General features: G+C 49.1%; 22 protein-coding genes. 9 read left to right on the forward strand and 13 right to left on the reverse strand.

The features are described from left to right. Positions 1–135 precede the first annotated feature (135 nt). The 3 genes from AC58P7_RS19995 to AC58P7_RS20005 are packed head-to-tail and all read left to right on the forward strand — an operon-like array spanning position 136 to position 3664. Complete coding sequence (locus AC58P7_RS19995; protein ID WP_497345926.1) at positions 136–1476, forward strand: spore germination protein; 1341 nt, start codon at positions 136–138, stop codon at positions 1474–1476. A 2-nt stretch (positions 1477–1478) separates the two neighbouring features. Continuing rightward, positions 1479–2588: a hypothetical protein gene (locus AC58P7_RS20000; RefSeq protein ID WP_497345927.1), complete on the forward strand. Its 1110-nt coding sequence runs from the start codon at positions 1479–1481 to the stop codon at positions 2586–2588. Continuing rightward, on the forward strand, positions 2585–3664 hold the full coding sequence (locus tag AC58P7_RS20005) for a Ger(x)C family spore germination protein (RefSeq protein ID WP_497345929.1): 1080 nt from the start codon (positions 2585–2587) through the stop codon (positions 3662–3664). The genes AC58P7_RS20000 and AC58P7_RS20005 overlap by 4 nt, the downstream gene beginning before the upstream one ends. Positions 3665–3752: 88 nt before the next feature. Here AC58P7_RS20005 and AC58P7_RS20010 read toward each other — a convergent pair whose 3' ends face one another. Genes AC58P7_RS20010 through AC58P7_RS20025 form a run of 4 tightly spaced genes read right to left on the reverse strand, consistent with a single transcriptional unit; the run spans position 3753 to position 7452 of the window. Next, the gene (locus tag AC58P7_RS20010; protein WP_497345931.1) at positions 3753–4460 is read right to left on the reverse strand and encodes a FadR/GntR family transcriptional regulator; all 708 of its coding nucleotides are present in this window, start codon (positions 4458–4460) and stop codon (positions 3753–3755) included. 13 nt (positions 4461–4473) lie between these two features. After that, complete coding sequence (locus AC58P7_RS20015) at positions 4474–5214, reverse strand: LutC/YkgG family protein (protein WP_497345933.1); 741 nt, start codon at positions 5212–5214, stop codon at positions 4474–4476. After that, the gene (locus tag AC58P7_RS20020) at positions 5207–6727 is read right to left on the reverse strand and encodes a LutB/LldF family L-lactate oxidation iron-sulfur protein (RefSeq protein ID WP_497345935.1); all 1521 of its coding nucleotides are present in this window, start codon (positions 6725–6727) and stop codon (positions 5207–5209) included. Before AC58P7_RS20020 ends, AC58P7_RS20015 begins: the two co-directional genes overlap by 8 nt. After that, a complete protein-coding gene (locus AC58P7_RS20025) occupies positions 6724–7452 on the reverse strand; it encodes a (Fe-S)-binding protein (protein ID WP_497345937.1) in 729 nt (242 codons plus the stop codon). Before AC58P7_RS20025 ends, AC58P7_RS20020 begins: the two co-directional genes overlap by 4 nt. Positions 7453–7974: 522 nt before the next feature. Here AC58P7_RS20025 and AC58P7_RS20030 point away from each other — a divergent pair. Beyond that, positions 7975–8877: an AraC family transcriptional regulator gene (locus AC58P7_RS20030; RefSeq protein WP_497345939.1), complete on the forward strand. Its 903-nt coding sequence runs from the start codon at positions 7975–7977 to the stop codon at positions 8875–8877. On the opposite strand, the gene AC58P7_RS20035 is transcribed toward AC58P7_RS20030, so the two are convergent. The 8 genes from AC58P7_RS20035 to AC58P7_RS20070 all read right to left on the reverse strand — a co-directional run bounded on the left by AC58P7_RS20035 (position 8861) and on the right by AC58P7_RS20070 (position 15869). Further along, positions 8861–9943 carry a Gfo/Idh/MocA family protein gene (locus AC58P7_RS20035; protein WP_497345941.1) on the reverse strand — a complete coding sequence of 361 codons (1083 nt, stop codon included), beginning with the start codon at positions 9941–9943 and terminating at the stop codon, positions 8861–8863. The genes AC58P7_RS20030 and AC58P7_RS20035 overlap by 17 nt on opposite strands. Positions 9944–9975: 32 nt before the next feature. Next, positions 9976–11130 (reverse strand): Gfo/Idh/MocA family protein, encoded by a 1155-nt coding sequence (locus AC58P7_RS20040; RefSeq protein ID WP_497345943.1) that lies wholly within the window; start codon positions 11128–11130, stop codon positions 9976–9978. A 786-nt stretch (positions 11131–11916) separates the two neighbouring features. After that, positions 11917–12180, reverse strand: coding sequence for a hypothetical protein (locus AC58P7_RS20045; protein WP_497345945.1), 264 nt, complete (start codon positions 12178–12180; stop codon positions 11917–11919). Between the two features lie 55 nt (positions 12181–12235). Next, positions 12236–12532 carry a hypothetical protein gene (locus AC58P7_RS20050; protein WP_497345947.1) on the reverse strand — a complete coding sequence of 99 codons (297 nt, stop codon included), beginning with the start codon at positions 12530–12532 and terminating at the stop codon, positions 12236–12238. 325 nt (positions 12533–12857) lie between these two features. Beyond that, positions 12858–13481, reverse strand: a complete 624-nt coding sequence (locus AC58P7_RS20055; protein ID WP_497345949.1) for an MBL fold metallo-hydrolase — start codon at positions 13479–13481, stop codon at positions 12858–12860. A 13-nt stretch (positions 13482–13494) separates the two neighbouring features. Further along, positions 13495–14061, reverse strand: coding sequence for a thioredoxin family protein (locus AC58P7_RS20060; protein WP_497345950.1), 567 nt, complete (start codon positions 14059–14061; stop codon positions 13495–13497). 68 nt (positions 14062–14129) lie between these two features. Next, positions 14130–14735 (reverse strand): undecaprenyl phosphate transporter UptA, encoded by a 606-nt coding sequence (gene uptA / locus AC58P7_RS20065; RefSeq protein ID WP_497345952.1) that lies wholly within the window; start codon positions 14733–14735, stop codon positions 14130–14132. A 243-nt stretch (positions 14736–14978) separates the two neighbouring features. After that, positions 14979–15869, reverse strand: coding sequence for a LysR family transcriptional regulator (locus AC58P7_RS20070; protein WP_497345954.1), 891 nt, complete (start codon positions 15867–15869; stop codon positions 14979–14981). A gap of 115 nt (positions 15870–15984) precedes the next feature. Between AC58P7_RS20070 and AC58P7_RS20075 the strand changes: the two genes are divergently transcribed. From AC58P7_RS20075 to AC58P7_RS20095, 5 genes are all read left to right on the forward strand, one after another. Further along, positions 15985–16467 (forward strand): HPP family protein, encoded by a 483-nt coding sequence (locus tag AC58P7_RS20075; RefSeq protein WP_497345956.1) that lies wholly within the window; start codon positions 15985–15987, stop codon positions 16465–16467. 165 nt (positions 16468–16632) lie between these two features. Continuing rightward, positions 16633–16995 carry a cupredoxin domain-containing protein gene (locus tag AC58P7_RS20080; RefSeq protein WP_497346014.1) on the forward strand — a complete coding sequence of 121 codons (363 nt, stop codon included), beginning with the start codon at positions 16633–16635 and terminating at the stop codon, positions 16993–16995. 158 nt (positions 16996–17153) lie between these two features. Next, entirely contained in the window at positions 17154–17834 is a 681-nt protein-coding gene (locus tag AC58P7_RS20085) for a response regulator transcription factor (RefSeq protein ID WP_497345958.1), read from the forward strand. Next, positions 17831–19210 carry a sensor histidine kinase gene (locus AC58P7_RS20090; protein WP_497345960.1) on the forward strand — a complete coding sequence of 460 codons (1380 nt, stop codon included), beginning with the start codon at positions 17831–17833 and terminating at the stop codon, positions 19208–19210. Before AC58P7_RS20085 ends, AC58P7_RS20090 begins: the two co-directional genes overlap by 4 nt. 76 nt (positions 19211–19286) lie before the next feature. Next, on the forward strand, positions 19287–21542 hold the full coding sequence (locus tag AC58P7_RS20095; RefSeq protein ID WP_497345962.1) for an MMPL family transporter: 2256 nt from the start codon (positions 19287–19289) through the stop codon (positions 21540–21542). Positions 21543–21796: 254 nt separating this feature from the next. Here the strand turns inward: AC58P7_RS20095 and AC58P7_RS20100 are convergent, their stop codons facing one another. Beyond that, on the reverse strand, positions 21797–21931 hold the full coding sequence (locus AC58P7_RS20100) for a hypothetical protein (RefSeq protein ID WP_497345964.1): 135 nt from the start codon (positions 21929–21931) through the stop codon (positions 21797–21799). Positions 21932–21948: the final 17 nt, after the last annotated feature.

The following is a 21948-nucleotide window of genomic DNA, read 5'->3' on the forward strand; positions in this document are numbered from 1 at the left end:
ATTCCCGGATAGATTCCCATTGGCTTTCCGATCATCCAATCGTCCTTTCAGGCATACAACAATGGGTTGTATGCTTTTTCCCCATTCAGGGCACGCTAAGCCACATGGTAATGTAAGGGAATTGGGGGGATTGGCATGATCGAACAAATCCGTGCTGAGTTGAACAATCCAGCTGACCTTTTCTATGACACCCTAGACAATGGCTATATGCAAATGGAAGTCATCTACTTCCCTTCTCTCTGCGATCTAGCTTTAATCAAGAATGGCTTAACGGTTCCTTACTCCTATTGCTTCAATCCGGAAGAATTCGATCGCATGCTTCACACCAACCCCGCCTTCGGAAAAGCCGATCAATCTATGCATTGGTCCAGTTTGTTGCTTAAAGGCACCGTCCTCTTACAAATAGAAGATCAAGTATACCGATACGACGTCCAAAGGAAATTTCAAGACAAACCCGATGAAGTTCAGGTAGAGGTAGCGATACAGGGGCCTCAAACAGCCCTTACCGAAGATCTGGATTTAAACATAAGCCTCATTCGCGTGCGCTATAACGCGCCTTCCCTTTGCGTTGAAAATCATATGATTGGCCAAATTTCGAACACACGAGTTTCCGTTCTTTATGACAAGAATCTTGTCAATGAAGATGTACTTGGACTATTAAACGAGCGGATTTCCAACATACAAATAAAAATCCTCCAAGCTTCTGGTCAGCTATTGCAGTCGCTATCAGGATGGAGGCATCGTTTTTTTCCCATCATCCTCCAAACAGAGAGGCCGGACCGGATCGCAGCCATGCTTGAAAGGGGAAAAGTCACCCTGCTTCAGGATGGAAGTCGCTTCGGGCTCGTGCTGCCCGTTCGGTTATTCGATTTCCTACACGCAATGGACGATGATTATGAATCGTATTGGATGAGCAAATGTCTCTTGATTCTGAGATATTTAGCCATGTTTTTAACCATTACACTACCTGCTCTTTATATTGCGATTGTCTCTTATAATCCTGAAGTGCTTCGCGTTCAATTGACACTTTCGATCGCAGGAAGCCGTGTCGTCGTTCCCTATCCGTCCTTTATCGAAGTCTTCATCATGTTATTCATGATTGAAGCCTTGAACGAGGCAAGTCTAAGGCTGCCACGCTATATTGGCTCGACGGCAACAACGGTTGGGGGCCTAATCCTGGGTCAAGCGATCCAACAAGCTGGATTAGTCAGCAGCATTATGATTATCGTGACCTCCGTTGTTGCGATTTCCAATTTCGTTATCCCGAATAACGGCTTCGGCTACTCGGTTCGCTTCGCTAAGTACATCTTTGTGATAGCTGCCATTTTCTTTGGGTTGCTTGGTGTCGTCGTTCTAGGCTTCATCTTAATTAGCTATTGGTGCAGTCTTAGAAGCTTTGGTCAACCCTATTTGGCTTTATACATCCCCAAACTTGAAGCGAAAGCACACCACAACTTTAAAAAGGGGGCCAAATAATCATGTCGCGATATACCTACTATCATGTGCTCTATGTCGGCATGATTAATATCATGATGTTTGTCCCCTCTTTGCTGATCCGAGATCGGTTTAATGGAGCCGTCTCGGGCATGCTTGTTGCGATGGTTATTGGCACCATCCTCTCGCTCGGAACCATGGCTTGCTTTGAGCGGTTTCCAGGACTCGGCTTCCCAGAGATATGTGATCGTTATACACCCCGATGGTTCACCCAAACCAACATCTTATTTGCTGCGCTATGCCTTTGGTTACCAGCTGGCATTATCGTTATTTACGCTTACTCCGAGACGGTCCGTATGTTCTTTTACCCAGACATCAACCCCTATCTGAATCTGTTTCTCATGGCAACCGCGGCAGTATGGGCATGCAGTCGATCTACCCGTTCTGTCCAATTCATTCATGAAATCATGGTGATCCTCAGCTCTCCCTTGCTCATTTTGTTTATCATGAAAGCCATTTTCAATGAAAATATTAACTGGGATGCCATTCGTTACGTGGCTGGCTATGTCAATAAGCCTCCGTCTTTCATTACGGTCGCTGCCTCTACCTTTTTATTCTCTGGCTATCTCAGCCTCCTTATTTTCAATCGGCTGTATACGGTTGGTTTTAAATTTCATTTTCGCTGGATTGTCCCGTTATTCGGTATATTATTCTTAACGATTACTTTTTTTGTACCTATTGGTTTTCATGGTACGGTTGGGGTTGAAGATTACGTTTACCTATGGAGTATGACAGCTGATTCCATGATGACGGAATATGGATTTATTAACCGCGTTTTGTTCGTCTTTCTGCTCCTCTTCACAGGGTTATCGCTTTTGTTCGTCATGAATACATGGCACACGACGATCATGCTGCTCCGGTACTCGATTAATGGCTCGGTCGCTGTTGAAGAAGACCCGGTCCCAGGGATTAACTTATGGCTAGGGTTAGCCCTCGGTGCCCTTTCCTTCCTATTCATGCGATTCGTCAATTTGGATCGAAGTCAGCTATTCTCCGAAATCTGGTTAGTGCTTCGATTCTTTGTGGAAATTTATTTCCTATTCCTCATGCTCTATTTCGTATGGAAGCAAAAAAAGGAACATGTAAACTTATGAAACGATTTCTCACATGTCTACTTGTCTTCATCTGCTGTGCTTTAGTTGGAGGATGCAGCTTTAAAGACATTGACAAGCGATTCTTCGTCGTCGCCATGGGGATAGACTGGACAGGGAAGGAAGATAAACCGTATCTCGTCACACTGCGGCTTGCCATCCCCGCCTCCAAGTTGGGAGAAGGATTGGCACAAAGCCAGATCGAATACCAAGAAGCCAAGAGCATCGCGGAAGCAGTTAGAAATCTCAAAGCACATGTTGATAAAGAGCTTGATTTCGGGCATTGCCGGGTGTTCTTATTTGGGGATCGCTTAGCGAAGGAGTCTCTGGAAGAACCTTTGAATTGGCTTACGCGAAGGCGCGACATTCAATTGATCTCTTATATGGCCGTAGCAGAACCGAATGCGCGTAAAGTACTTGAGGCAAACCCAACAACAGAGAGACTAGCTGGAAACTCCTTTTTCCTCACCTTCGGTAAAGAAGGAACAGTTTCTCCCTATACGGTGACCGAGCTATTGTTTGACACATTCCGGCGTTTCAAAGAAAAAGGGTTAGATCCCTATTTTCCAATTATTAGCTTTGATGGTGATTCTTACGTCGTTGAGCATCTTGCTTTACTTAATAAAACCAATCAGTGTGTCGTCCTCAACCCGCAGGAGACTCAGCTTTATAATTTGAGTGCGAATAAGTTCAGCAAGTCGGGGATTGCTATCACATATAATGGGGAGCCGCTGGCCTTTTATGTTGCGCGAGTCTCGCGGCATATCTCCGTGACCAAAGAAGAAATACCCGTCGTGAAGCTGAAACTCAATCTTACAGGTTTGATTGAACAAGGCGCATTGGGTTTGAACATTCACGAAGTGCAGCCGCTGCTTGAACAGCAAGTAAACGAGTCCCTTAAGAATCTCCTATACAAAATCAGGGATGCCAAGGTTGATCCGTATGGCTTTGGACTTCATTATTTGGGCCAGCATTTTGGCAAAGAAAAGGACTGGGCGCATTGGCAATCCGTTTACCCGGAGATTAGGTTCGACGTGGAAACGCACGTTAAAATCGAGAGTACAGGATTGGTACATTGAAACTAAGCTCCCCTCTGAGCACGGCAAAAAAGCTTAGCTCCTCAACATACTAGTTGATGGAGTTAAGCTTTTCTCTTGATTAATGCCCTTACATATATTTGATCAAAATGCTTTCCACATGCTCCAAATGCTCGCGCATCGCCCCAGAAGCCAGCACCGGATCGCCGCTGAGGATCGCTTCATAAATCACTTTATGCTCCTTCAAAAGCTGGACAGCCACTTCCTGATTCGCATATAGCTCCGCCCGGCGAATGTCACGAATCATCATTTCCATCGCGTTGCGGATGGAGTCACACGTCTGCACCATAATTGCGTTATGCGTTGCTTGCACGAGCAGCTCGTGAAAGGCAAGATCCGTTCGTTCACCCTCAGCATCATCGTTGATCGAATTCTCCATATCCTGCATAATGAGCTTCAGCTGCGCTAGGTCCTCGGGCGTTCTCTTCCGTGCTGCAATGGCTGCAATCGAAATCTCGAGGGATTGTCTCACTTCCATAAGCTCCAGAAGCGTCGTCCGATTCATGCGAAGTGAAGACCATTCTGGCAAAGAAACCTCCGCTGGCACCTGCCGGATGACACGGCACGCACCGCCTTGGCGAATCTCGATAAGGCCCATCGCCTTCAAGGCGCTGAGGGCTTCCCGCATCGTGGAACGTCCGACGCCGAAGCGCTCGGACAGTTCTTTGGTGGAAGGAAGCTTATCCCCCATTTTCAATTGTCCCTGCATAATCATCTCTTTAATCTGCTGTGCGATCTCATCATAGTGATTCTGTTTCTGCAGCTTAGTAACTTCCATAAGGGTACCTCTTCTATCCGATAAGTAGCACGTGCACAATCCCTGGACCATGAACACCAATCGTCAAATCGTTCTCAATGTCCGCCGAACGGCTTGGACCCGAGATGAAGTGGATACCGGCCGGCAGGTCTTTCCTTGCTATCTGATCGAGTGGGGCGAGTATTTCGCCTAGTCTCGTTTTCAATCGTTCAATCGGCAGCAGGACGATCAATGCCGTGGGAAGCAAGCTGACCGATCGGCCTTTTTCTTTCGATGATAACACAGTTAGCGATCCAGTGTAAGCCGCAGCATGGTCAGCAAGGACAATGCCCAGATCGGCATTCGCTGCGCTGGCCTTCCAGTTGGTGTCCTCATCGGTGTTCCAAATCGCGAAGTCGACGTCTGGCAGGGCATCGGCTAGTTCAAGCGCATGAAGCTCAGCTTGATCCTGGTGGATAACACGTTTGACGCTTAGCGTGTTGACGAGTTCTTGGATGGTTGCCTTCGCCGCCTCCATCGAAGGGACCTTAACCACGTGCCCGCCTGCGGCATGGAAGTTGGCTGTGAAGTTCTCTACGCGTTCCTCTGGTGACCAGTTGAACGCTTTCCAGCTATCCGAAGCCCCTTGGTAAGGATGCCCAGGCTTTTCCGTTACCCGTGCACGCCCCAGCTTCTGTGCGATGCCTTGGATGAAACGTTCTTGCTCAGCCAGGGATTGCTGATCCAGCTTATCTAACTTCGCCTGCCAATCGGGCGTTATGTCTCGTTTACCCATGATGATGTCCTCCCTTTTTCCCCCGTGCGGCTAGTGCGTCAGCCATCCTTGCTTGAATAGCAGGATCAGCCTCCGTAAGCCCATGACGAATTTCTTGCTCGAGTGTTTTCCAGCCGTCACGGAAGGATGCCTTCGGCAAGCTTGGCGCGACACGGTAGGTGTTCCAACCCTTGAGCGGCCCTACTTTCAGGCGGATGCCGCCGTCACGAACGACCAGCTTTTGGCCGATTCTGCCCAGCTTGAGCACGGCGTTGAAACGCTTCGCGTTCCCCATCACCGCAGCAAAACCTTTCATCCCCACAGCCTCGATCTTATCGCCATGGCCGCCTTCGACCTTGCGCCTGCGCAGCGATACGAGCATGTCGTGCAGCGGAATCTTCACTGGGCATGCCTCATAGCAGGCACCGCAAAGACTTGATGCGTTGGCGATGTCGTCCCATTCCGCCACGTTTTTCTTGAGCGCAGGCGTGAGCACCGCGCCAATCGGGCCGCTGTACGTGCCGCCGTAGGCATGGCCGCCGATATGGCGGTACACCGGGCAAGCGTTCAGACACGCGCCGCAGCGGATGCAGTTGAGCAGCTCCTGGAACTCAGGATCTCCGAGCTGCTGGGAGCGCCCGTTGTCCACGATGATGATGTGCATCTCTTCCGGACCATCAGCATCTACGTCTCTGCGCGGACCTGTGATGCCGGACATATACACAGTCAGCTTCTGACCTGTTGCTGAACGTGGGAGCAGCGTCGCCATAACCTCGAGGTCAGCCCACGTAGGGATAATCCGCTCCATCCCCATGAGGGTGATTTGCGTTTTGGGCACCGTCGTAACCATGCGGGCGTTGCCTTCATTTTCGAACAAGACCATCGATCCGCTCTCTGCAATGGCAAAATTACAGCCCGTCATCCCAATATCCGCTTCTAGGAATTTCTCTCTTAATTTCTTCCGAACATAGCCAGCCAGAATCGTGGTATCCGGGGCCAAAGTCTCCCCTGCATCCTTCGATAATAGTTCGGCGATTTGATATCTATTTTTATGAATAGCTGGAATGATGATGTGCGAGGGCGTTTCATCGGCTAGCTGAATGATATACTCACCTAGATCCGTCTCAATCGCTTCAACACCAATGGAGGCAAGCGCCTTGTTCAAATGCAGCTCCTCCGTCACCATCGACTTGGATTTGACGACCGTTTTGGCTGACTTCGCGGCCGCGATCTGGAGTGAAATCTGCACTGCCTCGACGTCCGTATCCGCAAAATGCACATGAACCCCATTCGCTCTCGCATTGTTCGCAAACGTCGTTAAATAATAATCCAGATGCGCGATCGTATGCAGCCGAATCTGTCTGCCGCGCTCGCGCCAATCGTCCCAATTGCCGTGTTCTGCCGCCGCTTTCATTTTGCCGCCGCGCAGCCGCTCTGTCGTAAACTTCACCGCTTTGCGCAGAAACTCATCATTGAGCGCGAGATCTGCCCGTTCCTTAACTGTTGTTGCTTTCCCATCATTCGCGTGACTCATGCGCGCTTCACCCCTTCATACAGCAGCTCAGCTAAATGCATTACTCTCACTGGCTCATTCCGATAGCGCAAATTCCCCGCAATATTCATCAAGCAGGCCATATCCAGACCGACCAATACCTCGGCTTCGGTTTCCTTCACATGATCTACCTTCTCCTGCACCATCGCGCCAGAAATATCGGCCATTTTCACAGCGAACGTACCGCCAAATCCACAGCAATCATCGGCAAAAGGCAACGGCACGAGCTCCATTTCTTTTACGCTTTGCAAGAGGGCAAGCGGCTCTGCCTTGACGCCGAGCAGCCTGCTTCCATGGCAGGACGGATGATACGTGACTTTATGTGGAAACACAGCACCTAAGTCAGTGATGTTTAGGACACTCACGAGGAACTGCGTGAATTCATACGTTTTGTTCTGGAGCTGTGTCGCTTTCTCCAACCACTCCGGCTCATCCTTAAACAAATTTCCATAGTGATGAATCATATACGTGCAAGAGCCCGAAGGCGAAATCACAAAATCACTATCTTCAAAAGCAGTAAGAATCGTCTTCGCTGTTGCTCGCGCCTCGTCCCAGTAGCCACTGTTATAAGCCGGCTGACCGCAGCAAGTTTGCACAGTTGGCAATTCCAACATGATGCCGTAGTGCCCCAGCAAACGCGCAATCGCTTCGCCCACCTTAGGATATAGTGCATCGCTTAGACATGTAATAAATAAGGAAACCTTCATGAGAAGCCCCACTTTCTTTCATTAACTTATCAGGTTGTCAGACAAGTTGAGTTTAACATAAAACCCCTTAGTTTGAGAAGGGGTTTGTGGGGGAAATTTTATTCATATACCTAACCAAGTAGCACCATGATACTGAACTGACCGAAGGCCGAGAGCGTCCAGGGACACCTTATGCGCTACGAACACCAATTTTTTCATGAAAGGGAACGTCAGTGTGCTAATATGCCTGAAAGTGACGTTTTTATGCACGATGCGGAACCTCAGTTCGCTATTGCTGATTTGCGTGCGATAATACCACCTAAAATAGCAAAATAGTGCCCTCTCGTTCCGTTTAGACGCCAAAATACCCGAAAATTGCAAAATAGTGGAACGTCGTTCCGTTTCTCGCGATTCTCTTAGTGAAATCCTAATTTCACGCGGAACTCAAAGCCCCCGCATCGTCTTGCCGACGAAGGCTCTATTCCTGTATACTTTGGCTGTATTGCGCCCAAGATCCCACGCTTTGGAGAGGAAGTGACCCTGATGTCTTATGTGCAAAATATTGGCTTGAACGCGATTCCGCTCTATTTTGCCTATCAGCGAAAAACCATCGGAACCGAACATTATCAGGGTACGTTCCACGCTCATCAAGGCATTGAAATCCTGATCGTTCATGAGGGACATGGCACACTCATTGTGGATCAGAAGAGCTATGAAGTCACCTCTGGTATGCTGTGTGTGTTTCAGCCTTATCAGCTGCACCATATTCAGATGGACTCGGAAAAGCCATTCGTGCGCTCCATTGTTCATTATGAGCCATCTCTTTACGAAGCCTACTTCGAACATTGGCCGAGATTATTGGCCTTTTTTAAGCATATTCATACAAGCAAACTGCAAGATCCTTGTCTTTACGGACTTGGTGAGACGAGCCAGTTTCTTACACTTTTTAATAGCCTTGCGGATAAACTGCCTACCTTGAGCAAACAAGAAGAGTTGGAAGAGTACTCACTCTTCCTAGTCGCTTTCTTTCGCAGCTTCATGCCCCTGTGGGAGCAAAGAGAAGGTCAGATCCGCTCAGGCACAACGCGCAAAACCCATCAGGCCGAACGCATTCTCGGCTGGTTGGAGGAGCATTATACCGAACCGCTTCGTTTGGAGCTGATGTCGGCTGATCTGCACCTATCTCCATACCACTTGTCACATCTGTTTACAGAGTGTACCGGCACCAGCATTTCTGACTATGTAACTGCTAGAAGGCTTCAGCAAGCTGTGAAACTACTGACGTCGACGGATCAGCCAGTGGCTCATATTGGTGAAGCGATCGGTGTGACGAACTGTTCTTACTTTTGCAAAATGTTCAAAAGCCAAATTGGCGTGACGCCGCATCAATACCGCAAGCAATGGCAACAGCAGCAGCTTAGCCCCAGCCTTATTCGGAAGCCGTGATGATCATCGCATCGCGCTGCGCAATCAGGCACAGCTCTGCTGCTTTGAAGGTATGCTCCTGCGTCATCGCTTCTTCCGTACGGTTCAAGCAATCTAAGATCAGTTGTCCAAAGTAAGGGAAACCGACTTGGCCAGTGACCGCAAAATGCTGCTCTCCATCTTTGTTCACAAGGTACACATGATTACTCGTCTGATCTCTGGCGATATCGACATATTTCCGCAGCTCAATGTACCCTTCGCTCCCCAGAATCGTCATGCGGCCATCGCCCCATGTACTTAAACCATCTGGTGTCATCCAGTCCACCCGGAAATAACCTGTTGCACCATTGTCCCCGACCAAGGTAGCATCTCCAAAATCCTCAAAATTCGGATACTGTGGGTAATTGTAGTTCGCTATTTTGCTGTGCACTACCTTCGCATCCTTCGCTCCCGTAAAATACAGGAACTGCTCGATCTGATGGCTCCCAATGTCGCACAAAATACCGCCGAATTTCTCCTTCTCAAAAAACCAATCCGGTCTGCTTTTCAAGTTCATGCGATGCGGCCCTAATCCAATGACTTGATGGACGCGGCCGATCGCGCCTTGCTCAATTAATTGTCCCGCGTAGATTGCACTTTCAACATGCAGACGCTCGCTATAATACACAGCATATTTCTGGCCTGTCTCCGCCACCTTGGCACGAGCTGCTTCCAACTGCTCCAGCGTCGTAAACGGTGCTTTGTCCGTGAAATAATCTTTGCCGCTATCCATCACGCGCAGTCCAAGTGGTCCGCGGTCGCACGGAATCGCTGCAGCTGCAACTAGCTTTACTTCTACGTCCTGCAGAATCTCTTCAAGCGAGCTTGCTGCCCGAACTCCAGGATATATGCTCAGGAATTTATCTACTTTTGCCGGATCCGGATCATACACCCATTTCAATTCCCCGCCTGCTTCCCGCAGACCATTGCACATCCCATAAATATGCCCGTGATCCAGCGCTGCCGCCGCAAAAACAAACTCACCTGCCTGACAAACCGTGTTAAAGCTTCCTTGTGGTGCGTAAGTCATGCCATCGCTCTTTTGCATCTTTACCAGTCTCCTGTCTGTTGTCTCTTGTTTTAGTTAAACGTACTTCCCGTTGTAATCGTCTGTGGCGCGAAATTTTCAATCGACGTGTTCTTCTCGTAAAAATGGGTCGCATTCGCCTGCACGCCGCTTCTCGTATAGAACGCATCCTCCGCGTCTAGTGGGAACTTCACAAGCTCGCCAGTGCTCGCTGATTTGTAAATCCCCGTGATGAGCTCCAAGGTTTGACGACCGCTAATCCCATCGATCAGAACGGGAGCGCCGGTTTCAATCGCAGTTAACACATTGTCAATTTGGCCGACATGCCCTTCATAGATGACTTCCGGTAAGCTGCTATACAAAGCTTGCAGCTCTTCCTCCAACGCCGTGTTTGGCTCAGGGAAACCGTTCGACGTCGAGTTCGACGCCTTTACCTTCCATGGGGCCGATACGCGCGCTTTGGCGCCTTGGAAAATCAACTGCTGCTCTTCACCATGGTGAACGACTGAGCTGGTGATTTGCCCTAAGGAACCATCCGCATAGCGCAGCATGCCGATGGAGAGGTCCTCGACCTCAGCGTTATCATGAGACACATTGCTCATGAACGCTTGCACTTCCGTCGGGCTGCCCATCATCCACAGCAGCGCATCGATATGATGCACCGCATGGTTCAGCGTTGGGCCGCCGCCTTCCTTCTCCCACGTGCCACGCCACCATAGATCATAGTAGCAGTGGCCGCGCCACCAGAAGGAGTCGACTTGCACGTGGACGATTTTGCCCATGAGGCCGCTTTCCAGCACGGCTTTCATTTTCATCATCGGCGTCTTGAAACGGTTCTGCGCGACAACCGAGAGAAGCTTGCCCGTCCGCTGCGCAGCCGCATTCATCAAGTCGCATTCTTCCAGGGAAGAAGCCATCGGCTTCTCGACCATGACATGCGAGCCTGCCTCTAGAAACTCCACCGTTAGGGAAGCATGCGTATACGGCGGTGTACAGATGGAAACAAGATCAATGTCCGCGTCCAGCAGTTCTTTATAATCCTTCACAGCTCTCGCATCTTTCAGCTGAAAATGATCAATTCGCTCCTGTGCTTTATCCTTATAAATATCACTAATCGCCACGATGGTACAACGCTCTGGAAATTGTAAATACGCTTCAATATGCGCCTTCGAAATGGCGCCAGCTCCGATAATGGCTACCTTCAACATTCGCTTCATCTCCTTGCTATTTATTGCTTTCAGCATATCAAGAATGCGGTTACAAAAGTGACACTATCTTGTGCAAAAATACCGTTACTTTGCGGTTATTGGTAGCATCCTTCTACCCAATATTGGATAAATTCAGTGTATTCATCGTGTTGAGGCGGAAAAGGAGCATGCCATTGGAGTTATCTAATCGCGAAGCCTGATTTACATTCACAGATCCCGTGATCGAAGCCGCATTTTGCGTAGACTGGGAAGTCGGGACAGCATGTTTTCGAAAGTTAAGGAACGTCAGTGCGCTATTTCCATGAAAATAGCCATTTGTGGCGCGAAAGGGAACGTTAGTGCACTATTACGTCCATTTTCATGTGATTACGCATGTTTTCGCCGAAATAGCGGATCCTCGTTCCCTCAAAGTTTCCAAACAGCCTCATTTCCCAAAATTAGAGCACCCTCGTTCCATTCCAATTAGGCATCTTTCCAATCTCGTCCCTCAGATGATCCATGCAGCTCTGAAATGAAAAAAAGCCAGCTCGCATGAGCTGACTTTGAATCCGTACTTAGCAACTATCTATTAGAGATATACCTTAAGGATATACCTTAAGGATCTATCTTACGAATCCATCAGTCCATATTTGATTTTGATCCGCTCCAATTTCTCGATCATCGGACCCGAGATCACGAAGAGGAAGAACACCCTCGCAATCGTATGAACTCAATCAAACCAGAAGCCAGAGATGTAAGTCGCAAGCAAGGCTTCCCAAGAAAAGCTCGGTGTCACCAGCAGTGAGCCTAAATTAATAATGCCGCCACGAAGCCGATGAGGCCAAAACAAAACATCTGCCACGGCGTCCACGGTCCTTGACCAAAGAAGAAATTGGACACGAACCCTGCGGTCGCGCCAACGAGAAAACCACGCCTCTGCCCCTGTGGCTTGCGATTTTCAAAGACCATCACGAACGGAATCATCGTATATAACACGATCATCAGACTAATAAAATAATACTTGCGGTCATCCAGCACAAAAACCCCGAGCAACAAAAAAGGCAACCCCACCAAGACCCTAAGTCCCGTGGGATTACCTTCACGTTTTACCCGTGCAATCCGTAAATTAATATCTACAAATGCCACGCGTAATGATAACTAGCAAAATGAAAAGTACAAGGATACTAGCGGCCGAATTGTTTTTCGGCGGACAAGCAACAGCTTGCGTGTGGACTGGTTTCGGGTAGATAAATTCGGTATGTTGGTAGGATGCGTGCAGGTGGATATCATTGTGTGCAGGTTGTTGCATGATCGGCGCAGGAGCTGGCATCGGAGTCGGCATCGGCATTGGCATTGGCATTGGCATCGGGGTTGGCATTGGCATTGGTTGCATTGGGTAATTCGGAACTTTAACATATTCCATGAGAGAGCACCTCCTTCATATTTTCCCTAAAGGGACTTTCACAAGCTTACGGTTTAACTTGAAGGTTATTGTTGAAGTTGGGTGAATAGCTTACAACATCAGTCTATGGGGAACCACCTACGTTGCACACGGTAAACACCCAGATTACAAATAAAATGGTTGGGTGTCATGGGCGAACGAGCATATGTGCTGCACAAAACTCTGATCAGGCTTGGTCCCAATGCCCATAGCTGTAGTGTTGTTTTTCATCGCTACACGGTTAGCTTTCGCGTCTCCATACAAAAAAAGGACTGCCCCCACATCAGTGGGAGCAGTCCTTCATTTCTTACACATATGGGTTATTCTCACGTTCGAAGCCGATCGTCGTTTTGGCGCCATGCCCCGAATAGACGATAACATCGTCATCCAGCAGGAACAGTTTATCCTGAATGGAATCCAGCAGGGTATTGTTATCGCCACCTAGCAGATCCGTACGACCTACGGATAGTTTAAACAACACATCCCCGCTGAACAGGTGTTTGTCATACAAGAAGCTTACGCTGCCTGGCGAATGACCAGGGGTATGGAACACCTTGAGCTGGATACCCAGAAACTCAAGGGTTTGCCCCTCATCAAGCGCAAATTCCGCCGGATCGGTTTGGATCGGAGCGCCCAGATCAGGCCAGCGAGCTGAGCCGTTTTTCTTAGGATTCGTCAGCCAATCGGCTTCCAGGTCATGAATATACACGGGACAACCTTTGAGCTTACGAATCTCGTCAACGCCACCGATGTGATCGAAATGCGCGTGTGTCAGCAAAATCGCAACGATATCCATGTCGGCAATCTTTTTGATCAGCGACTTCGGATTCATACCGGGATCGATAATAATGCCTTGATTCGTCTCTGGATTGGACAGTAAGTATGCGTTTGTCTGAACCGGACCCAGGACGAAGGATTGAATGTTAATCATCGTGATGCCACCCTTAGAACGACTCGATTAATGAACGAAGTTCCTTCACAATAACAGCATGATATCCGTTACCTTCGCCATATTGACGGCCCATTTCGGCTCTGGCTACTTGAATTTTTTCGTTATAATCAGCCGCTTCGCGATCTGGATTTTCTTTCTTGAACTGCGTCATAACCGCTTGTACATTTTTCGGGCGAGGTCCCCAGTGTCCCAGCACGAAACCGCCTGTATCCGTGAACACAACAATCGGAATGGCACGGCCGCCGCCTGTTAGGAACTGGTCGATGACGTCATAATTTTGCTCGATAATCAGAACTTCTGTCGGCACACCGCTGTCTTCCAAAGCCTTGAAAACAACAGGCACGTTGCGAATAACGTCTCCACACCAGTCAGCAGCAATAATCAAACAACGAAGATCATCACGATTATTGAGGGATTCAAAATATTCTTTATCCTCTTCATTATCCCATGCGAAACCATCGTAATACGCTAGGAATTGCTCTTTATTTTTCTCCATAGCATCGATAAATTGTTTCGGTTTCAAGCCTGTGCGCAGCTTACTAGCAAGATTCGTACTCATTGTTTACATCCTCCCAAGATCGTCCTTATTCACACTCATTGTAACAAAAGCAAGCGAAACCGCCAAATCTACTTGCTAGTTTTCGCTTTTCTTTTTAGATAAAATTGATAACCCACATACAGAATGGTTAACCCAATTGCAGCGATAATCAAAGGTTTAATATAAGGTCCTGCGTACTCACCAATCGTCTCCCAGTTGTCCTTCAATTTCATACCCAAATACACGTAGAGGAATGAGTAAGGAACTAAGGCTAACGCCGTGTACAATGAGAATTTCCCCAAAGGCATTTTGGCCATTCCGCCTGGAAGCGAAATCGCGTGACGTACAATGGGAATGAATCTCGCTGTAAAAATCATACCCGTTCCATACCGATTGAACCAATTTTCTGCGACATCGATATGGTGCTTGCTGATCAGCAAGAATTTGCCATACTTCTCCAGAAAAGGCCTGCCGCCGTAACGCCCGATCCAGTATAGCACGATCTGAGCCAACGTTCCTCCTACGACTGCACAAAGAATGGCGCCTACGAAGTTAATTTGACCATTGGAAACCAGATAACCTGCATAAGCTAAAAGCAATTCATTCGGAATGACCTCTAGCATAAGGCCAAGGAAAATCCCCCAGTACCCCAAGTCTTCCAAATACACCAAAACACTATGAATCAACTCACTCATTCGTAACCCTCTCTTCGCTTCGCTTTCCATCCAAATTGCGACTTACCTACTTACAATAGCGGGAAAAACTACATCTAATTGTTGTGCATGAGCCTTGAACCAGCAAATAACAGGCATTTCTCCATTTAAAATTCACCTAGTTTTTCCTGTTAAAAGAGAACAACTTCCCCATAAAACCTACGTGCTATATTCATGTCTTATATTTTAACATAGACGGGCTCTCATCCTCTACTTATATGCAACTCATACAGAAAAATACGCGATAATATGCGCTTTGCATGCTTCCACTGGCGCGCTGAGCTCCTTGCCGGCACGGTGAATCAGTCCGTGCTCCAGCGGGATCGATTTCTCTTGCGTTACGCGGCGCAGCTTACCCATGCTAAGCTCTTCCGCTACAGAGGTGACTGGCAGCAAAGACAAGCCCATCCCGCACATCATCGTTTGCTTGAGCATCTCGGTGCTATCGAAGGACATTTCTGTAAAGCTAGCTATCCCTTTATCAGCCAAAACTTGCGAGGCCATCGACTGGTAGATACAGCGGCTGCCGAAGCCGATGACCTGCGTCTGCGCGACCGCCTCCCAACCCTCCTGCTCGATTCTCTCCACCAATGCCGGAGAGCCTACCCATACCAATTCATCCGCAAGCAGCGGGATAAAAGTAAGATTCCGCACCTTGGGATCCCGCGGGACGATGCCCAAATCCACGCGAAATGCCGATACCTCTTGGATAATATCGCGTTGAAAGCCCGTCTCCAGCTGCAGCTGGATCTGCGGATACTGCTCAAACAACGCAGGCAGCATCTTAGGCAGATGCGGCACGCAGAAAGATTCCAACGCCCGCAGTCGGACCATACCTTTGGGCTCCCCGAGCCCGGTTAATTTCTCCTGTAACGAATCACCCAACTGCAGAAAACGGTACGCATACGGGGCCACTTCTCGACCTGCTGCCGTCAGTTCGACACCGCGTGGCAACCGCTGGAAGAGGGATTGTCCCAAGGTTTGCTCCAATTGAAGGATGTGCATCGTCACCGTGGATTGCACATAACCAAGCTTGTGCGCTGCTTTGCTGAAGCTCCCCTCCTCCATGACCGTAATGAAGGTTTTCATACTTCGACCATCCAGTTGTTCCAACATAGGAAAGCACCACCCATCGAAATATCAAATATCATCTATCGCATTCATTCGTTATTCAAATACATAATCTCATGATACCATCAAGGATATCACTATGAAAAGAGGCACACCCCCTATGTTCACTCGTTTTCGCCAGCAGCTCTCTCCCCTATTCATCAAGCTCATCCCTGGCATCGGCGGCTTCATCGCCATCCTGCTGTGCAGCTTGCTCGGCGATCTCGCCCGCACCTCGCTGCTCATGGCCCCCTTCGGCGCCTCCTGCGTCATCGCCTTCGCGCTCCCGCAGAGCCCGCTCGCGCAGCCCCGCAGCCTCATCGGCGGCCACGTGCTGAGCACGCTCGTCGGGCTCTGCGCCCTTACCGCGTTCGGCGTGCACGCGTGGAGCCTCGCCCTTGCGGTTGGCGCCGCCATCACGCTCATGCAGCTGACACGCACGCTGCATCCGCCCGCAGGCGCCGACCCGCTGCTCGTGATGCTCACGGGCGCCAGCTGGAGCTTCCTGCTCACGCCGGTGCTCCTCGGCGCAGCGCTGATCGTGCTCGTTGCCTTCGGGTATCACCGGGCAACCAAGAACCAGTACCCCACGCAGTGGTGGTAACTGTAACTGTGTAATCCCCATTCATGCGCTGACAAGCCCCCGCATAAGATGTACAAGACCCTTGTACAGGAGGCGGACCCTATGTCCCGAGTATGGATTGTCAAACGCAAGCATCTTTACCAAATTGCAGCTGCACTTGTGCTTATTCTCATAGGATGGCTGTATATGAATCGGGGAACCATTTTACCCACCTTAGCTGAACCTACAGCTGAACGCACGATCCACATGGTTGTCGGAGAGTTCAAATCCACCACCACAGATGGTAAAACCATCGAAGCTTATCGCTGGGATCCCGGCTCAATTTCCGTGAAAAAAGGGGAGCACATCAAGCTCAGCATCTACGGTATTAATGGCGAAAGCCATCCTTTCCTCATCGAAGGGCTGAATATCAGCGGTGAGATCAAGAAAGGCAAAGAAACCATCGTTCATTTTACCGCTAATCAAGCGGGCACTTATCGGCTTATCTGCATGACACATACGGATATGGCCCATAACGGTCCGATGATCGGCTATATCGAAGTCTACTAGCACATCGTTCTTCCTATCGATACGCGATGCCTGAATGCTACCCTCTGTCTCCCGAAACGTCGTCTTCCGACTTCTCGGAATCAGAAGTGGCATTCAGGTTTTTTTTCGTTTACACTGATGCCAAGCTCTACCATTTTGAAGTTAGAAGGTGCTTCCATTTGAAAACACATATCCTCGTCGCCGACGACGATCCGCATATTCGTGAATTGCTTCGCTTCCTTTTTTCCAAAGAAGGTTATGCCGTATTTGAAGCTAGTGACGGTGAACAAGCATCCAGGCTTTTGGAAACCGAACAGATCCATCTGGCCGTGGTCGATGTCATGATGCCGCTGCGTGATGGCTTAGAGCTATGTGCGGAAATTCGTGAACACTACGATATTCCCGTTCTTCTGTTGACTGCCAAAGGAGAAATCGAAGATAAAGAAAAGGGCTTCGCATCAGGTACCGATGATTATATGGTGAAGCCGTTTGAGCCGAAGGAGCTGCTGTTCCGAGCCCGTGCTTTACTGCGTCGATACCAGCTCGTCTCCTCTGAGATCATTACACTCCACCAAACGATCATCAATCGCAAAAGCTATGAAGTGACAATTGCCGGTGAAACGCTGCTGCTGCCGCTCAAGGAATTTCAGCTACTCGCGCAATTGGCGAGTCATCCGGGACGTATTTTTACCCGTGAGCAATTGATTCAAATGTTATGGGGCTCCGATTACGAGGGCGATAGCCGTACCATCGATGTTCATATTAAGCGACTGCGGGAGCGTTTCTATGAAAAAACGAATGATTTTATGATTACGACGGTTAGAGGGCTTGGTTACAAGTTAGAGGTGAATGAAGCGTGAAAACACTGTATACCCGCATCGTCATTACGTTTATTCTCATTGCGATGGTCAGTTCGATGCTCGCACTCTTTCTCTCCAATTGGTATTATCTAGCGAAGTTAAGGGATCAGAACGAGGAACAAATTTGGAAGATAACTACGGAGATTCGCACGCTATATGAGGCAATGCCTGGGGTAGAGCCCGCGACCTATTTCTCCCATATTGCCAATATGGGGTTTCAGCTTTATGTCGTGAACGATCAGATGCAAGGAACTTTCTACGGGACTCCTTATAAGCATACGCAGTTTGATCCGGAGCAAATTCGCCTTGTCTTGGCGGGTGAGACGTATCGTGGAATGCTGCAGGAGCGTCATTTTCTTATGGTCATTGGGTATTTTGAAAATAGCCTGCGAAACAGTATCGGCGTTCCCGTCCAGGTGCTGGGGAAAACGTATGCCCTATTTGTTAGGCCTAATTTGGAGCAGCAAATCGGGGGCGTACGCATCTTGATGGCTTTCCTGCTTGGCTTAACCTTCGTATTCAGCATCGTGCTGATCATTATTTTCTCCCAATTCATTGTGAAGCCTGTCAAAAGATTGCGAGAAGCCACGAAGCGAATCGTTGGCGGCAGCTACGCTATTACGATGGACGTTTCACGGCAGGATGAAATCGGGGAGCTTGCACGAGATTTCACCTTCATGGCGCAATCGCTGAAACAACTCGATGATATGCGGCAAGAATTCGTCGGCAATGTATCCCACGAAATTCAATCCCCCCTGACATCAATTCAGGGCTTCGCCCAATCCATCCTAGATCAAACGACCTCCGAGAAGGAGAAGGAACGTTATCTTCATATCATTTTAGACGAAAGTAAACGCTTGTCCTCTCTTAGTAAACAGCTGCTAACACTCGCCTCCCTAGATAAAGAGAGTCATGTAATTAAACGCACCGTATATCGTTTGGATGAACAAATCCGTCAGATTCTCATCCATACGGAATGGCAGTGGTCGGAGAAGGGCATGGAGATCGAACTAGATCTTCCAGAAACAGACGTCTCTGCCGATCACCAACTGCTGCATCAGGTTTGGCTTAATCTCATCACCAACAGCATCAAATATGCTCGACATGGCGACTCCTTACGCATCGAGATTCAACCTTCAGAGACAGGGGTTACCATTGTGGTGCGCGACACTGGCATTGGGATTTCGGAGGCTGAGCTGCCTCATATTTTCACCCGCTTCTACAAAGCGGATCGAGCAAGAAACCGTGCAAGCGCAGGTACAGGCCTCGGTTTATCCATTGTGCAGAAAATCATTGAGCTGCACAGCGGCAGCATTCATGTCCAGAGTGAGCTGGGCAAAGGAACGACGTTTACCGTACGACTGCCGCGATTGTAATCACGCATTCATGATCCGTTCATATTCCTCTCCTACAATTTGAAGTAGATTTAGGAGAGAGGGGATTGAACCTACGATGAAGCATTTCTTCACGCGTTTTGCCCGATTTGTTAGTAGTAGCAAAGGCGTCAAAATCGTTCTCATTAGCTGGCTAGCTGCCATTATTTTATTAAGCGTTTTTGCGCCATCATCCAAGGAAGTTGCCCAAAGCGGCGGTGAAGGCAGCCTAGCTGGTCATACACTTTCTGAAGAAGCTCAGCAGTTGTTAAAACATGCGTACCCTTCACAAGACGGCTTAACCGCCCTCCTCGTTTTTCATTCGGAGCAACCGATCACGGATACCGAACGCGGCGCCATTACTAGCGTCAGTGCTTGGTTGGATTCTGATCAGAAACCGCCATATATCACGCGTTCCGTACCTTTCCATCAAATGCCTGCTACGCAGCAGGATCGGTTATTTTCCACAGACCATACGACACTTCTCTTAACTGTCTCACTCCAAAAGGATCTAGCATCTGGTCTTGTCTATGACACGCTTGAACAGATTCGTCATAAGTCCGAGCAGCTTGGGCTAGGCTCTATGAAGCTTGAAATCACAGGTCCTGCCGGCATTTCATCGGATACGATTATGCTTTTCAAAAAGGCCGATTTTGTGCTCATGCTCGCCACACTTGTGATCATTCTCATCATTTTGATCCTCATTTATCGTTCCCCTCTGTTGGCCCTGCTCCCGCTGGTCATCGCTGGCATGGTGTATCAAGTCGTCGATCGTCTCTTAGGTTTAGCAGGTAAAATGGGGTGGATCTTCGTCGAGAAGCAATCTCTCTCCATCATGATGATCCTTCTTTTTGCGGTGTTGACGGACTATTGTCTCTTCATCATCGCTCGCTACCGTTCTGCTTTACGGACAATGGCTTCCAAATACGATGCCATGTCGAAAGCCTTCTCCAACGTGGCTGAACCGATCTTCTTTAGCGGCGGCACGGTACTTATCGCCATGGTTACCTTGTTCGCAGCTGTTTTCAAACCCTATCACAGTTTTGCGCCCGTATTTGCAATCGCGATGGTGGTTATTTTACTTGGCGGATTGACGTTGATTCCAGCAGTGTTTGCCTTGCTTGGGCGACGGGCATTTTGGCCGTTTATTCCACGAGCTGATTTGGTACTGGCGGATGAAGAACCACGGGGCTTCTGGGCTTGGGTTAGCTCGTACGTTATGAAAAAACCTCGGATTACGAGCCTAGTGCTCATTCTTGTTTTGCTAGTAGCTTCTTCGAATGTGTTCGGCATACGCTACTCATTTAATCTCATGAGATCTTTCCCTAGCGATATTTCTTCCAGGCAAGGCTTTGAAGTGCTGGAAGCGAGATTCCCGCAAGGACAATTGGCGCCGGTTACCGTTCTTTTGGAGTCAGAGGAAGAAATCGTTTGGGATGAGGCATTCGTTGGCAAAATAAGTATGGTAACCGAACTTATCCGGGGGCACGAGGGGATCAGTTCTCTTACGCCGGAGATTAAACCACTTACAACAGAGGCCAGCCCTCCTACCCTCGGGACCAACCAAGCGCTGTTAGCTCCTGATAATCCCGATGTGAGGCAGATGCTTTCCGCTCAAAAACACACGATCAAACTTCAAATGATCCTTAAGATGAATCCCTATGATCAAGCTGCGCTAGATGTGATCGCTGGGCTGCGCAAGGATAGCAATGCTATGCTTCGAGCGAGCGGTTTCGAGCCTGACCAGTTTGCGCTGCATTACGCAGGCCAAACGGCTGAGCAGCTTGATGTCCGTACCATGAACAAGCGCGATACGTTGGTTATTTTCTCCCTCATCACCTTGTTGATTACCCTTATGCTCATCTGGCAGGCTCGCTCCCTTCGCTTGGCGTTCACCATGATGGCGACCATGCTGCTGTCTTACGCAGCGACGATGGGACTTGTCTGGGGCGTGTTCCATTTCGGATACGGTCACGATGCCTTCAGCTACCGGCTGCCTGTGTATACCTTTATCTTTCTCATCTCGTTAGGCGTCGACTATAACATCATTTTGGTTTCACGTATTCAAGAGGAAGCGAGGCGCCATCCTTGGCGGGAAGCTGTGCAGCGCGGCGCGGCGTTAACAGGCGGCATCATCTCTTCCGCCGGCATCGTACTGGCGGCAACCTTCTGCGTTTTGATGACGCAGCCTCTGCAGGAATTACTGCTGTTTGGCTTTGCGATGGCGGCCGGTATTCTCATCGACACCTTCCTCGTTCGCGGCATGCTGCTCCCCGCTTTGATGGCCTATTTGGAGCCGCGTAAGGTGAGGCAATCTGTGGTGGTGGAGCGATAGTGAAGCATCGGTGAGACTCCCACTTACGCTAATGCCAAGGCAGTGAAACTACTCCATTCTTCACGAACTTGGGCGCTGTAGGTTCCTGTCTCTAGTCGCTCTCCGCCCTCTCTGTGCATACACATAACAGAGAGAGGAGCGTCGATCCCAGCATGGTGTACCAAAAGCAAAGTGAACGACATAAACAGCAATACCCCAACGCTCGTGGCATTCGGAGAGCATGCAACAAGGAGTTATATCGGACCATTAAGCGGTTAAAAATATGGCTCACCCCCGAGCAAATCAAGTCCGCCGAGACGATCTACGTGAAAAAAGTGATGCTCAATCTCCCCTTTATCGTCGATAATGGCAGCAACCGTCGGCTCCTCGCCGACTGGTTTGGTGAACATGTAGCGCCGGAGGTCGC

The organism is Paenibacillus sp. J22FR5 (genome assembly GCF_059691975.1).

Excerpts from the sequence above, each read along its gene's own strand:
- AC58P7_RS19995 (WP_497345926.1), top strand. The coding sequence starts at position 136 with ATGATCGAACAAATCCGTGCTGAGTTGAACAATCCAGCTGACCTTTTC.
- AC58P7_RS20000 (WP_497345927.1), top strand. The coding sequence starts at position 1,479 with ATGTCGCGATATACCTACTATCATGTGCTCTATGTCGGCATGATTAAT.
- AC58P7_RS20005 (WP_497345929.1), top strand. The coding sequence starts at position 2,585 with ATGAAACGATTTCTCACATGTCTACTTGTCTTCATCTGCTGTGCTTTA.
- AC58P7_RS20010 (WP_497345931.1), bottom strand. The coding sequence starts at position 4,460 with ATGGAAGTTACTAAGCTGCAGAAACAGAATCACTATGATGAGATCGCA.
- AC58P7_RS20015 (WP_497345933.1), bottom strand. The coding sequence starts at position 5,214 with ATGGGTAAACGAGACATAACGCCCGATTGGCAGGCGAAGTTAGATAAG.
- AC58P7_RS20020 (WP_497345935.1), bottom strand. The coding sequence starts at position 6,727 with ATGAGTCACGCGAATGATGGGAAAGCAACAACAGTTAAGGAACGGGCA.
- AC58P7_RS20025 (WP_497345937.1), bottom strand. The coding sequence starts at position 7,452 with ATGAAGGTTTCCTTATTTATTACATGTCTAAGCGATGCACTATATCCT.
- AC58P7_RS20030 (WP_497345939.1), top strand. The coding sequence starts at position 7,975 with ATGTCTTATGTGCAAAATATTGGCTTGAACGCGATTCCGCTCTATTTT.
- AC58P7_RS20035 (WP_497345941.1), bottom strand. The coding sequence starts at position 9,943 with ATGCAAAAGAGCGATGGCATGACTTACGCACCACAAGGAAGCTTTAAC.
- AC58P7_RS20040 (WP_497345943.1), bottom strand. The coding sequence starts at position 11,130 with ATGTTGAAGGTAGCCATTATCGGAGCTGGCGCCATTTCGAAGGCGCAT.
- AC58P7_RS20050 (WP_497345947.1), bottom strand. The coding sequence starts at position 12,532 with ATGGAATATGTTAAAGTTCCGAATTACCCAATGCAACCAATGCCAATG.
- AC58P7_RS20055 (WP_497345949.1), bottom strand. The coding sequence starts at position 13,481 with ATGATTAACATTCAATCCTTCGTCCTGGGTCCGGTTCAGACAAACGCA.
- AC58P7_RS20060 (WP_497345950.1), bottom strand. The coding sequence starts at position 14,061 with ATGAGTACGAATCTTGCTAGTAAGCTGCGCACAGGCTTGAAACCGAAA.
- uptA (WP_497345952.1), bottom strand. The coding sequence starts at position 14,735 with ATGAGTGAGTTGATTCATAGTGTTTTGGTGTATTTGGAAGACTTGGGG.
- AC58P7_RS20070 (WP_497345954.1), bottom strand. The coding sequence starts at position 15,869 with ATGTTGGAACAACTGGATGGTCGAAGTATGAAAACCTTCATTACGGTC.
- AC58P7_RS20075 (WP_497345956.1), top strand. The coding sequence starts at position 15,985 with ATGTTCACTCGTTTTCGCCAGCAGCTCTCTCCCCTATTCATCAAGCTC.
- AC58P7_RS20080 (WP_497346014.1), top strand. The coding sequence starts at position 16,633 with ATGAATCGGGGAACCATTTTACCCACCTTAGCTGAACCTACAGCTGAA.
- AC58P7_RS20095 (WP_497345962.1), top strand. The coding sequence starts at position 19,287 with ATGAAGCATTTCTTCACGCGTTTTGCCCGATTTGTTAGTAGTAGCAAA.
- AC58P7_RS20100 (WP_497345964.1), bottom strand. The coding sequence starts at position 21,931 with ATGTTCACCAAACCAGTCGGCGAGGAGCCGACGGTTGCTGCCATTATC.